Source organism: Microbulbifer sp. CNSA002, from assembly GCF_047324085.1.
Classification (GTDB): domain Bacteria; phylum Pseudomonadota; class Gammaproteobacteria; order Pseudomonadales; family Cellvibrionaceae; genus Microbulbifer.
In genome coordinates, this window is sequence record NZ_CP172449.1 from 5201346 (window position 1) to 5214259 (window position 12914).

The following is a 12914-nucleotide window of genomic DNA, read 5'->3' on the forward strand; positions in this document are numbered from 1 at the left end:
CCCTTTAGGACTTGCGTAGATTTTCCTGGTGCCCATGCCGGATATCAGCACCCTCCACCAAGTAAACAACCTGCTCACAAATATTCTTCGCATGGTCACCGATCCGCTCCAGTGAGCGCAGGGTCCACAACACATTAATGACCCGGGAAATACTGCGCGGGTCCTCCATCATGTAAGTTACCAGTTCACGTACGGCCGTACGATAATCCATATCAACCTGCTGGTCCTCAGCAAGAGTTTGCAGAGCCGACTGCACATCGAAACGTGTATAGGCATCCAACGCGTCATTGAGCATTTTGCGCACGGCATTGGCAATATGACGGATTTCGGTATACCCGCGCGGCGACGTACCTTCATCTGTCAGTGCTATGGCCATCTTGGCAATTTTGCTCGCCTCGTCCCCAATGCGCTCCAGGTCGCGGGCAATTCGAATCACAGACAGCACCATGCGGAGGTCGGATGCCGCCGGTTGGCGCTTGGCAATAATTAGCGTGGCGTGCTCATCCAGGGCCATCTCACTTTTATCTATGACTTCTTCAATACGCAGCACTTCCTCGGCCAGCTCACTGTCCGCATTGGCCAGGGCATCAACCGCATCGGCAACCTGGCGGGCGACCATACCGCCCATTTCCAGCATCTCTGTCTTTAAGCTTTCCAGGTCTTCATTAAATTGGCGTGAGATATGTTGATCGAAATGCATTTCCATAGTTTTCCCTCCGAGCAGGAACCTTAGCCGAAGCGGCCGGTGATATAGGCTTCAGTGAGTTCGTGCTCGGGGTTGGTGAACACCGTTTCAGTATCATTAACTTCCACCAAATGCCCCAAATGGAAGTAAGCCGTACGCTGACTCACCCGCGCAGCCTGCTGCATCGAGTGAGTAACGATTGCGATAGTGTAGTTCTGGCGCAGCTCATCGATCAGCTCTTCGATTCGCGCCGTTGCAATCGGGTCCAGGGCAGAGCAGGGCTCATCCATTAGGATTACTTCCGGGCTCACCGCAATAGCGCGGGCGATACACAGGCGCTGCTGCTGACCACCGGACAGACCCGTACCCGGCTTATCCAAACGATCTTTAACCTCATTCCACAGACCGGCGCGGCGCAGGCTGTTTTCTACGATCTCATCCAGATCGGCACGGCGGCTGGCAATGCCGTGGATTTTTGGGCCGTAGGCCACATTCTCGTAAATGGACTTGGGAAAAGGGTTTGGTTTCTGGAATACCATGCCAACGCGGGCGCGCAGGGGTACCACGTCCACTTTGGGGCCGTAGATGGGGTCACCATCCAGACTTAACTCGCCCTCGACGCGACAACCTTCAATAGTGTCATTCATGCGGTTGAGGCAACGCAAAAACGTCGACTTACCACAGCCGGAGGGACCGATCATGGCAACCACTTCATTTTTTCCGATATCGAGACCGACCGAGTGGATCGCCTGGGTTTCACCATAGAAAACATTCACATTGCGCATACGCAACTTGGCGGTGTCACAGAAGGGTTGGCCAACTGTTTCTCTAACATCAGCCCGATCATTCATCATTTGCCTACCCGCAACATCGGATTGCGCCGCATCAGTTTGGCTGGCGGCATCCAGGGTCATGGTACTCATATAATATCCCGCTTTCTGATAATCCGCGCTCTGTTACCAGCGGCGCTCAAGTTTCTTGCGCAGCAATACCGCGCTGGTATTCATCACAATCAGCACACTCAGCAACACCATAATGGCTGCGGAGGTGCGCTCGACAAAGGCGCGCTCCGGGCTGTCTGCCCACAGGAAAATCTGCACAGGCAGCACGGTGGCCGGGTCGGTTACCCCAGCAGGTACGTCGACAATAAAAGCGACCATACCAATCATCAATAGGGGCGCCGTCTCACCGAGGGCCTGGGCCATACCGATAATCGCGCCAGTCAACATTCCCGGCATCGCCAGGGGCAGCACATGGTGGAAAACCACCTGCATACGCGAAGCCCCCATACCCATTGCCGCCTCGCGAATTGAGGGTGGCACCGCCTTCAAAGCCGCGCGGCTGGAAATAATAATCGTGGGCAAGGTCATCAGTGTCAGTACCAAGCCCCCTACCAGAGGTGCCGAACGCGGCAACTCAAAGAAATTAATAAATATCGCCAGACCCAGAAGGCCGAAAACAATAGAAGGCACTGCCGCGAGGTTATTGATATTCACCTCAATCAAATCGGTCCAACGGTTTTTGGGTGCATACTCTTCCAGGTAAATCGCCGCCGCCACACCGATAGGAAATGACAGTGCCAGAGTTACCAACAGGGTAAACAGGGACCCCATCAAGGCTGCGCGGATGCCCGCCTGCTCTGGTTCACGGGAGTCGCCATTAGTAAAGAAGATGGTATTGAACCGCTTCTTCAGTTCACCGCTGTCCAACAGCTGCTCAATCCAACCAGCCTTCTGGTCCGAGGTACGACCACGGAAACCCTCTTTGGAATCCTTCAGGCTTTTGACGAAAGTATCCACATCGTCATCGACTGACAGCCAGACTTTCTCGGATTTACCCAACAGTTCCGGATTCGCAGCTAAGCGATCGCGCAGGGTAAAAGGTGCTCCGGAGGAAACCAGGCTGTAGAGTTCACGCTTGTCACTGCGACCAGTCACAGTGGGAAAGCGCTCGCGCAGGGACTGGCGAATAACACCGGTGAAGTTTGCCCAGGTCAGACTTTCATCATCGACCTTATCGATGCCCAAAACCTGTTTGTCGTAGTGCACTTCCAGCTGGATAGCTGTCTGCACAAAGGCACCACTGCCTTTGCTGATAATGTCAGTGAACAGAATCAGTACAGCGAGTACACCAAAGGCGATACTGCCAATACCCAGCCCACGAAACAGCTTTTCTTTGCGGTGACGGCTGGCGAGGCTTTTCTCTATGCGCTCGCGAACTTGCGCCTGAGTAAGATCAGTCATACTGCTCCCGGTATTTTTTCACTACGTGCAAGGCAATAAAGTTCAGCACCAAAGTGGAGATAAACAACATCAGGCCCAAAGCAAAAGCGGCGAGGGTCTTTGGACTGTCAAATTCCTGGTCGCCAACCAACAGAGTCACAATCTGCACCGTCACAGTCGTGACCGATTCAAGCGGGTTGGCGGTGAGGTTTGCCGCGAGCCCGGCGGCCATCACCACAATCATGGTTTCACCAATTGCGCGGGAAACCGCCAGTAATACACCGCCGACGATGCCAGGCAGTGCCGCAGGAATCACAACTTTGCGCACCGTCTCGGACTGGGTGGAACCCAAGCCCAGGGCGCCATCGCGCAGGGACTGGGGCACCGCATTGATCACGTCGTCAGACAGAGAGGAGACAAAGGGAATAATCATGATTCCCATCACCAGACCAGCGGCCAGTGCGCTTTCACTGGAGGCCTGTAGGCCCATAGAGGTGGCCAACTCGCGAATAAATGGAGCAACGGTTAAGGCAGCAAAAAATCCGTATACCACGGTAGGTACACCGGCGAGAATTTCGAGTACCGGCTTGGCCAGGGAACGCACGCGCTTACTGGCGTACTCGGCCAGATAAATAGCCGCCATCAATCCCACTGGTACCGCCACAAACATGGCGATCGCGGACACCATCAGGGTTCCGGTAAACAGCGGGACAGCACCAAAAGCACCGCTCGATCCCACCTGGTCTGCGCGCAGGGCCATCTGTGGGCTCCAGTGCAAACCAAACAGGAATTCACTCACCGGCACGGACTGGAAGAAGCGCAGGGATTCAAACAATACCGATAACAAAATTCCGACAGTGGTTAGAATCGCAGCGCTGGCACAGGCAATCAGCACTGTGCGCAGCACTTTTTCAACTTTTTCGCGAGCGCGCAGCTTCGGAGAAAAGCGCAGCAGTGCAAAAGCGGCAAGGCCGCTGGCCAACACCAAACTCAGGAAGGCCTGTAAATTATTGGAGCTGGAACGCAACTGACCGAGGTAGTCCGCAGCACTCTGCAATTGCGGGGACTTTTCACCTATCAGGTGGCCCGCCGCGAGATTCTGGATCTGCGCGTAGAGAAGGTTCTGCCCGGAGATACTCTCCGGCTTATCGGCAATACTATTCATGACCATCGCACGGATGATCGAATCGTCAAACACCAACCAGCCACAGAGTAATATCAGTGCTGGTAAACCACACCAAAGGGCGGTGAGTAATCCGTAGTAACTGGGCAGGGCGGCCAGATTGCGAACGCCGCCAAGACTGCGAGCAGCGTTCACTGCACGGCGAAAGCCAGTGCCGTAGGCCACTAATATCAAGAGCAGCAAAAGTGCGAACAGTGTGGGGGTTTGCATTGAATTACCGTACTAAAAATATCGTCGCTGGCATTATCCAGACTTTATCCCCGCGTTCCATCACAGGGGGGGCGACAATTTGTGAGTCTTCTTATAAAGAACGGCCAAGCCCTTTCGAGCTTGGCCGTCAATTCCCTTTGACAGTACAACTCCAGAATTTTTTTACTTGGCTGCGAGATTACTCAGTGCGTTCAGCTTGCGCACATCAGTAGCAATCTTTTGACGCTTCTCGGTGGGCAGAGGAATCATACCTTTGTCAGCCAGGTAGCCGTCTTCACCCCAAGCGCGCTCATTGGTGAATTCAGCCAGGAACTGCTTAACACCGGGAACCACGTCAGCGTGCTGCTTCTTAACGTAGATAAACAGCGGACGGGAAACCGGGTAGCTCTGGTCAGCGATGGAGTCGAAAGTGGGGGCCTGATCTTCGATCAGGGAGCCCTGTACCTTGTCAGCATTCTGGTCGAGGAAACTAAAGCCGAAGATACCCAGGGCGTTCGGGTTGGCAACCAGCTTGTTCACGATCAGGTTGTCGTTCTCACCGGCCTCAACATAAGCGCCGTCTTCGCGAACGTTGTGACAGATCGCTTTATAAGCGCTCTTGTCTGTTTTCTTCATGGCTTTGATCCAGCCAAACTTCTTACAGCCACCTTCCATTGCCAGCTCGGCAAAAGCATCGCGAGTACCGGAAGTGGGGGGCGGACCCAAAACTTCGATTTTGGTGTTGGGCAGAGCTGGGTTTACGTCCTTCCAGGTCTTGTAGGGGTTGGCTACCAGAGTTTCAGAACCGTCTGGGTTAGGAACTTCCTTAGCCAGGGCCAGGAAGATGTCCTTGCGAGTCAGCTTAAAGGGAGCTGCTTTCTTAGCATTCGCAAGAACGATGCCGTCGTAACCGATTTGCACTTCAACAACATCAACACCGTTGCTGTTACACATTTCCAATTCGGATTGCTTGATGCGACGGGAGGCACCGGTGATATCCGCAGTACTTTCTCCAACACCCTGGCAAAACAACTTCATGCCACCACCAGTACCAGTGGACTCAACGACTGGAGTTTTAAACTGGGTTGCGCGGCTAAAACGCTCCGCCACAGTCGTAGTAAACGGGTAAACAGTAGAGGAACCTACAACACTAATGTAATCGCGCGCCGCCATAGCAACCTGTGAAGTTGCCAGGGTCAGGGCTGCCAGAGAAGTCGCCAGAATTTGCTTGTTCATTGTGTAACTCCGATGAGTGTTTTTATTTCACGCGGCGATGCTAGGAACAACGGGTGACGATTCTATGAATAAAAGATTACAAAAAGGTTACAGCTGTATTTTTACCCTGCTGGCATGAGAGCGGGCAAAGGGTTAACCTTCGAGCAACATAAATAACAATAAGATGTAAAGAGAGAAGCCCCCATGCGTTTTCTGCTGTGCAGCGCGCAGGCACTCGAGCGCCTGACCAGTCATACCGGGCAACTGCTGTCCTGGTTCACCTGGGCCATGGTCCTGTTACAAAGCTGTGTTGTGGTGATGCGCCACGGCTTCAATACCGGTTCTATCGCCCTACAGGAATCCGTGATTTACCTGCACGGTGCCGCCTTTATGCTGGGGCTGGCCTATGCGTTACAGACCGATGCCCATGTGCGGGTGGACGTCTTCTACCGCAAGATGAGCGCCAGGGCCAAAGCCTGGATCAATGCAATTGGCTATCTGATATTCCTCTTACCGCTTTGCGTCTTTCTATTTATAAGCAGCTGGCACTTTGTACTGAATAGCTGGTCAGTTTTTGAAGACAGTGCGAACGCCGGCGGCCTGCCTGGGGTATTTTTACTGAAGAGCCTGATTCCTCTATCCGCAGTCACCCTGGCTCTGGCGGGGCTGGCCCAGTTTATTCGCGCCCTGGTGCAATTGATGCTGCCCCAACAACAGTCCATTCCAATGTCGTCGTCAAAAGCAGTACTGAAGCAGGTAGAAGGGGCCGAAGTGTGATTGAGCTAATCCCCTTTCTGATGTTTGCAGTCGTCTGCGCTCTGCTTATGTTCGGCTACCCAGTAGCTTTTACCCTCGCGGGTACCGCCCTGCTATCAGCGGGCCTGGGTATTGTGTATGGCGTATTTGATGCTGAGTTGCTGCGCGCTTTCCCCGATCGCCTCTACGGCATTATGCAAAACGGCACTCTGGTTGCCGTTCCGCTATTTGTGCTGATGGGGGTAATACTGGAGCGAGCCAAGATTGCTGAGGATTTATTGGTTAATCTGAGCAAAGCCTTTATGGGGGCTCCCTCGGGACTTGCCATTTCCGTAGTGGTAGTAGGCGCGCTGCTCGCCGCCAGTACTGGCATCGTCGGTGCAACTGTAGTCACCATGGGGCTGATGTCACTGCCCACCATGTTAAAAAATGGCTACTCCCCCAAACTGGCTACCGGCACTATCTGCGCCACCGGTACCCTCGGGCAAATTATCCCACCCTCTATTGCCTTGGTTCTGTTGGGTGACACCCTCTCCAATGCCTATCAACAGGCACAACTATCTGCAGGCATTTTCAATCCCAAGCCAGTCAGCGTAGGGGATCTGTTTGTAGGGGCAATTATTCCCGGCTTACTGCTGGTGGCCGCCTATATCATTTATCTATTATTTATTGCCCGTCGCCCCAAACCCACGGAGAGCAGCGAGCCTCCAGAAGTGGATAAGGCCCAGCTGCTTCGCAGTCTTTTACCCCCGATTGCCTTAATGCTGATTGTGCTCGGATCAATCATCGTTGGCGCTGCCACCCCTACAGAAGCGGCCGCCGTCGGCGCACTGGGGGCGGCGTTACTGGCGTCCAGTCGCGGAGCACTGAGCTTTAAGCGCGCCGGGGAAATAGGCCGCAGTACACTTCAGGTCTCGGCCATGGTTTTCGCCATATTGATTGGCGCCTCATTGTTTTCTCTGGTATTTCGCGGTTACAACGGCGAAGAGCTGGTGACAGGATTTTTCCACAGCCTGCCCGGAGGGGTAATCGGCGCGACCCTGTTGGTGATGCTGGTAATATTCCTGCTGGGCTTTATCCTCGACTTTATCGAGATCACCTTTGTAGTGGTACCAATTGTGGGCCCGGTACTGCTGGCAATGGGCGTCGATCCGGTGTGGCTCGGCATTATGATTGCCATCAATTTGCAAACCTCTTTCCTAACGCCTCCATTTGGGTTTGCTCTCTTTTACCTGCGCGGGGTGGCCCCCAGTTCTGTCGCCACATCGGCCATCTATCGCGGGGTAGCGCCTTTTATTGCCATCCAACTTTTACTGCTGTGCCTGCTGGCGATATGGCCGGCCCTGGCCACTTGGCTGCCGGGGGTGGTTCAGCAACAGTGATCTGCGCATGTGGAGAGCCATCCATAGACTGAGAGGCAGTACCAACGGCCAAAAACGCGCCTACGGTCGACTAAAGGCCGAAATTTATTCTGGTCAATTACTGGCCAAATTGTGCTAGAATGCGCCACCATTCCAGTAGTGGAAACCAATAACTCTAACAATCTGTGAGTACCCGATGTCCGCACTGTCAGCTCTCGATGAAGATCCGCAACCCACAGGCACGCTAACCCTGCAAACCCTGGCTATGCCCCGCGATACCAATCCGCAGGGGGATGTTTTTGCCGGTTGGCTGATGTCGCAGATGGACCTCGCTGGCGCCATTCTCGCACAAACCATGGCACGCGGCCGTGTCACAACCGTTGCAGTGGGCAGCATGGTTTTCCTGCGCCCGGTTCCGGTTGGCTCAACAGTCAGCTGCTATGCGGAGGCTATCGAAGAAGGGCGCTCCTCGATTCGCACCATGGTAGAGGTTTGGCTGACGCGGGTGGATTCCGGTGAGCAGGTCAAGGTCACCGAGGGTGAGTTTGTATTTGTCGCTATCGACGATGCCGGCCGTACCAGGCCGCTGCCCTGATTGTAGGTTTCGAGTTCGCCGGCTGTAGAGCAACACAGCCGGCAATATCATCGGCCCAGTAGTTGGGCGCTAATCTTCCTTAAACTCTCTCGCCTGGTAGTAAGCCTCTTCACTGATCTCGTGGTAGGGCTTCACATCCCGTTCAAATTCTTTAAAGGCTTTGTAAACACGGGCAAACTCCGGGTCCTGCTGCGCCGTCTCCTGCATAATTTCGTTGTTGATCTTCTTCAGGTGAGACAGAACATCCTCCGGCAAGCGCTCCACTTTTACCCCGTGCTCTTCTACCAGCTCCTTGAGGGCCCGGTTATTGCGTGCCGTGTATTCGTCCAGCATATCCTGGTTAGCTTCACGGGCGGCGACCCGCACTATTTCCTGCAAATCAGCAGGCAATTTTTTGAACGCCTTTTTATTAACGATAAATTCCAGGATAGAGCCCGGCTCATGCCACCCGGGGTAGTAGTAATACTCAGCGACCTGGTGGAAACCAAAAGCGAGATCGTTGTAGGGCCCCACCCATTCGGTAGCATCGATCACTCCAGTCTGGAGGGCGGTATAGAGTTCTCCACCGGGAATGGTCACCGCAGTGCCGCCTGCGCGGTTTAAAACCTCACCACCCAGGCCGGGAATACGCATCTTTAGGCCCTTTAAATCCTTCACCGACTCAATCGGTTTGTTAAACCAGCCCGCCATCTGCACACCGGTGGAGCCCCCCGCAAGTGGAATTAGGTTAAAGGGCTCGTAGATCTCCTCCCAGAGTTCGAGACCACCACCGTGGTGTAACCAACCATTCATTTCCTGGGCATTCAAGCCAAAAGGCACCGCAGTAAAAAACTGGGCAGCGGGCACCTTGCCTTTCCAGTAATAGGCAGCACCGTGTCCCATCTGCGCGGCGCCTTCCGATACAGCACCAAATACGCCCAGGGCAGGTACCAACTCACCGGCACCGTACACTTTGATCCTGAGACGCCCGGCTGACATCGCCTCGACTTTCTTGGCAAAACGCTCCGGCGCACTGCCGAGGCCAGGGAAATTCTTGGGCCAGGTAGTAACTAATTTCCACTCGAACAACTCTTTATTGCCCTCTGCGGAAAAGTGCTGGGCAGGGCCCATCGCTGCACGGGAAGCTACCAGGGCGGCGAAGGTAATGGCGAGCAGGGCTAAGAGCCCGAGAATGATAGCCGGGTACCAATTGAGTTTTTTCATTGCTACTAATTTATCGTTATTTTTGTATTGTACAAATTATCGGCAGACGCTTTGGTCGCCAACTTAGGTCTTCAGGGGAAGTCCTCTGTGATCTGACCCTGGTATTTTGAATGGATTCCCGCTATCGCTGGAATCCATTCACCACTATCTAACTTTCAATTCTGCATGCTTCTCAGTACCGACATGCTCTGGCACTCAGTATTTAATGCTTAGTGCCAGCTCAAGCCATCACTTAAAGCGGCTGCAACTTGGCCATTGAAAGTATCAGCCTCTTGTCGCCAACATCGTCAAAATTAACCAGCACCCGCATTCGAGGACCCGTTCCCTCAAACTCAATGACAGTTCCTTCACCAAACTTGGCATGGTCCACTCGCCCGCCCAGGACCAGCGGGGGTAAATCATCGAAGTCTGGCGCCGGGTCGGAAAACTGGCCTACCTTGCCGTAGTCCGCCTGATAGAGAGGACGGGAAATTTCGGTCTTCAGGCGCACTTCTTGCACCAAATTAGGTGGAATTTCGCCGATAAAGCGGGAAGGGCTGTTATAGGTTTCGCTGCCAAACAGACGCCGGTTTTCCGCGTAGGTAATGTATAGCTTGCGCATGGCGCGGGTGATACCCACGTAGCAGAGGCGTCTCTCCTCCTCCATGCGGCCGGGCTCCTGCGCCGACATCTTGTGGGGGAACAGGTTTTCCTCCACACCCGCCATAAATACCAGGGGAAACTCCAAGCCTTTGGCGGAGTGCAGGGTCATCAGCTGGACGGCATCCTCAAACTCATCCGCCTGACCTTCACCGGCATCGAGGGCAGCGCTGTCGAGGAACTGGTTAAGAAGCGGAATTTCCTCTTCATCTTCCTCTCCTTCGGGCAGGCCTGCACCGGTAAAGCCGCGACAGGCAGTAACCAGTTCCTGCAAGTTCTCCACCCGTGTTTGGCCTTTCTCGCCTTTCTCTTTGCCGTGAAACTCCAGCAAACCGCTGTTTTCGATCACATCCTCAGCAATAGCATCCAACTCTTTATCTTCTGCATTTGCTGCCAGCTGGTTAATCAGGTCCAGGAAGCTCTGCAGGGCATTGCCGGCGCGAGCAGCCAATACCCGTTGCTGCAACATCAGCTTGGCCGCCTGCCACAGGGAGCAGCCCTGCTCCCGGGCATAAGAACGCACCATCTCTACAGTGCGCGCACCGATGCCACGGGTGGGCGTATTCACTACCCGTTCAAACGCAGTATCATCATCGCGGTTGGTAATCAGGCGTAAATAAGACAGGGCATTCTTGATTTCCAGGCGCTCGTAGAAGCGCTGGCCGCCATAGATACGGTAGGGAACCTGCTCGCGCAAAAGCCCCTCTTCAAGTACCCGGGATTGGGCATTGGAACGGTAGAGGATGGCGATGCTGTCGCGGCGATTACCGTCGCGCACCCAGTCATTGATACGTTCGACAATAAAGCGCGATTCATCCTGTTCGTTGTAGGCCGCGTAGACGGCGATGGGCTCACCCTCTTCACCCTTGGTCCACAACTCCTTGCCTAGGCGACCACTGTTATTAGCGATCACCGCATTTGCCGCATTTAGAATGGTGGAGGTGGACCTGTAGTTCTGCTCCAGTCGCACCGTCTGCACTTCTCGTAAGTCTGTGGAAAAGTGCTGGATATTCTCGATCTTGGCACCGCGCCAACCGTAGATAGACTGGTCATCGTCACCCACGGCGGTGATATGGCACTGCTCACCGGCGAGTAAGCGCAACCAGGCATATTGAATCGTGTTGGTATCCTGGAACTCATCCACCAGGATATGGGGGAAGCGCCGGCGGTAGTGGGCCAGAATAGCGTCGTTATTGAGCCAGAGCTCGTGGGCGCGCAGCAGCAGCTCGCCGAAATCCACCAATCCACCGCGCTGACAGGCCTCTTCATAGGCGAAATAGATTCGCACCATGGTCTGCAACCAGGGATCGGCGCCGGCATTGATATATTGCGGACGCAGACCTTCATCTTTCTGCGCGCCAATCCACCACTGGGTTTCACGCGGTGACCACTTTTTATCATCCAGCCCCAGATCTGCCTGTACCCGCTTGATCAGGCGTAGCTGGTCGTCGGAATCCAGGATCTGGAAGTTCTGCGGCAACTTGGCTTCTTGCCAGTGAGCCTTGAGCAGGCGGTGAGCCAGGCCGTGGAAGGTGCCCACCCACATGCCAAAGGTATTCACCCCCAGCAGCTCTTCGATACGGGCGCGCATCTCGCGGGCCGCCTTGTTGGTAAAGGTTACCGCCATAATGGAGTAGGGCGAGGCGCCCTCCACCTGCATCAGCCAGGCGATGCGGTGTACCAGCACCCGGGTCTTGCCCGAGCCGGCACCGGCCAGAACCAATTGATTGCCGGGCGCGGCAGCTACTGCTTCGCGCTGGGCGTCGTTGAGGGGGTCTAAAATCTGAGATACGTCCATGGGCGAAGATTGTACCAGAGCTGATGCACAAGACCTGTGTAAATAAACAGGATTTTGCCCTGCCTGACAATGTAATGTCGCTCGCCAGCGGAGGGCACAGCGGCTAAACTGCGCCATCTGGCATAGAGAAGGAAGTCCTGTGAAACCGGCGGAAGTAACGCAACGAATCAGTGAACAACTGTCATCCATGCGCAAATCAGAGCGCAAGGTGGCGGAGTATATTCTCGCCAACCCCGATGAAATCATTCATATGCGCATCGTCGACCTGGCTACTGAAGCCCAGGTGAGTGAACCTACCGTGGTGCGCTTTTGTCGCGCCGTGGGCTGCTCCGGATTCCAGGAGTTCAAGCTGAACCTGGCGCAGCAGCTGGCTTCCAGCCCCAGCTTCGGCCAGATTGCGGTTACGGAAACGGATACCATTGCCGAGTACAAGCGCAAGGTTTTCGACTCCACGGTGGATACCCTGCTGAAAGTCCGCGATAGAATTGACGACCGTGCCCTCGAGGCCGCTGTCACTGCGATGGCCGCTTCCAAGCGGGTGGAATTCTTCGGTTTTGGCGCCTCCGGTGCCGTCGCCGCCGATGCCCAGCACAAGTTCTTCCGCCTGCAATTGGCCACCGCTGCTCACTCGGACCACCACATCCAGAATATGTCGGCCATGTCCATGCAAGCGGGGGATGTAGTAGTAGCTATCTCCCAGAGCGGTCGCACCAAGGCGCTACTTCGCTCCATGAGCATGGCAAAAGAGCAGGGCGCTCTGGTGGTTGGTTTGGCACCCAGCGGCTCGCCGGTGGCACAGCAAGCCAGCATCCCACTGGAAGTGGATGTAGAAGAGGATATTGAGATCTATACGCCGCTGTCCTCGCGCATCGCCCATCTGGTGGTAATCGATGTCCTCGCTATCGGCGTAGCCCAGCGCAAAGGTCCTCAGCTACAGGAGCACCTGTTGAAACTGAAACAGGGACTGTACACATTGCGGGAAGACAAGCACTAAACTCCCTGATATCCAAAGCGGGCAAGGGACAATGTGCCCGCCCGTTTCTACCAAAGCCATTTCCCGCCAATTGG

Annotated in this window: 11 protein-coding genes; 4 read left to right on the forward strand and 7 right to left on the reverse strand. The window is 54.7% G+C overall.

Going from position 1 to position 12914, the window contains the following annotated elements:
* Positions 1-4: 4 nt before the first annotated feature.
* The 5 genes from phoU to ACG1BZ_RS23065 form a co-directional block, all read right to left on the reverse strand.
* On the reverse strand, positions 5-706 hold the full coding sequence (gene phoU, locus ACG1BZ_RS23045) for a phosphate signaling complex protein PhoU (RefSeq protein WP_282930610.1): 702 nt from the start codon (positions 704-706) through the stop codon (positions 5-7).
* A 23-nt stretch (positions 707-729) separates the two neighbouring features.
* Positions 730-1539 (reverse strand): phosphate ABC transporter ATP-binding protein PstB, encoded by an 810-nt coding sequence (pstB, locus tag ACG1BZ_RS23050; RefSeq protein WP_282934617.1) that lies wholly within the window; start codon positions 1537-1539, stop codon positions 730-732.
* 102 nt (positions 1540-1641) lie between these two features.
* Entirely contained in the window at positions 1642-2928 is a 1287-nt protein-coding gene (gene pstA, locus ACG1BZ_RS23055) for a phosphate ABC transporter permease PstA (RefSeq protein WP_413663842.1), read from the reverse strand.
* Positions 2921-4300, reverse strand: a complete 1380-nt coding sequence (gene pstC / locus ACG1BZ_RS23060) for a phosphate ABC transporter permease subunit PstC (protein WP_413663843.1) — start codon at positions 4298-4300, stop codon at positions 2921-2923. Before pstC ends, pstA begins: the two co-directional genes overlap by 8 nt.
* Before the next feature lie 162 nt (positions 4301-4462).
* Complete coding sequence (locus tag ACG1BZ_RS23065) at positions 4463-5515, reverse strand: PstS family phosphate ABC transporter substrate-binding protein (RefSeq protein WP_282930607.1); 1053 nt, start codon at positions 5513-5515, stop codon at positions 4463-4465.
* Positions 5516-5698: 183 nt separating this feature from the next.
* Between ACG1BZ_RS23065 and ACG1BZ_RS23070 the strand changes: the two genes are divergently transcribed.
* From ACG1BZ_RS23070 to ACG1BZ_RS23080, 3 genes are all read left to right on the forward strand, one after another.
* Positions 5699-6271 (forward strand): TRAP transporter small permease subunit, encoded by a 573-nt coding sequence (locus tag ACG1BZ_RS23070; RefSeq protein WP_413663844.1) that lies wholly within the window; start codon positions 5699-5701, stop codon positions 6269-6271.
* Positions 6268-7632 carry a TRAP transporter large permease gene (locus tag ACG1BZ_RS23075; protein WP_413663845.1) on the forward strand — a complete coding sequence of 455 codons (1365 nt, stop codon included), beginning with the start codon at positions 6268-6270 and terminating at the stop codon, positions 7630-7632. The genes ACG1BZ_RS23070 and ACG1BZ_RS23075 overlap by 4 nt, the downstream gene beginning before the upstream one ends.
* A gap of 184 nt (positions 7633-7816) precedes the next feature.
* Positions 7817-8206: an acyl-CoA thioesterase gene (locus ACG1BZ_RS23080; protein ID WP_108735392.1), complete on the forward strand. Its 390-nt coding sequence runs from the start codon at positions 7817-7819 to the stop codon at positions 8204-8206.
* A 69-nt stretch (positions 8207-8275) separates the two neighbouring features.
* Here ACG1BZ_RS23080 and ACG1BZ_RS23085 read toward each other — a convergent pair whose 3' ends face one another.
* Positions 8276-9409, reverse strand: a complete 1134-nt coding sequence (locus tag ACG1BZ_RS23085) for a TRAP transporter substrate-binding protein (protein WP_413663846.1) — start codon at positions 9407-9409, stop codon at positions 8276-8278.
* Between the two features lie 232 nt (positions 9410-9641).
* Positions 9642-11846, reverse strand: a complete 2205-nt coding sequence (gene uvrD / locus ACG1BZ_RS23090; RefSeq protein WP_282930603.1) for a DNA helicase II — start codon at positions 11844-11846, stop codon at positions 9642-9644.
* A 187-nt stretch (positions 11847-12033) separates the two neighbouring features.
* Here uvrD and hexR point away from each other — a divergent pair, with 187 nt between their 5' ends.
* The gene (hexR, locus tag ACG1BZ_RS23095) at positions 12034-12840 is read left to right on the forward strand and encodes a transcriptional regulator HexR (protein WP_413665906.1); all 807 of its coding nucleotides are present in this window, start codon (positions 12034-12036) and stop codon (positions 12838-12840) included.
* The last annotated feature ends 74 nt before the right edge of the window (positions 12841-12914 follow it).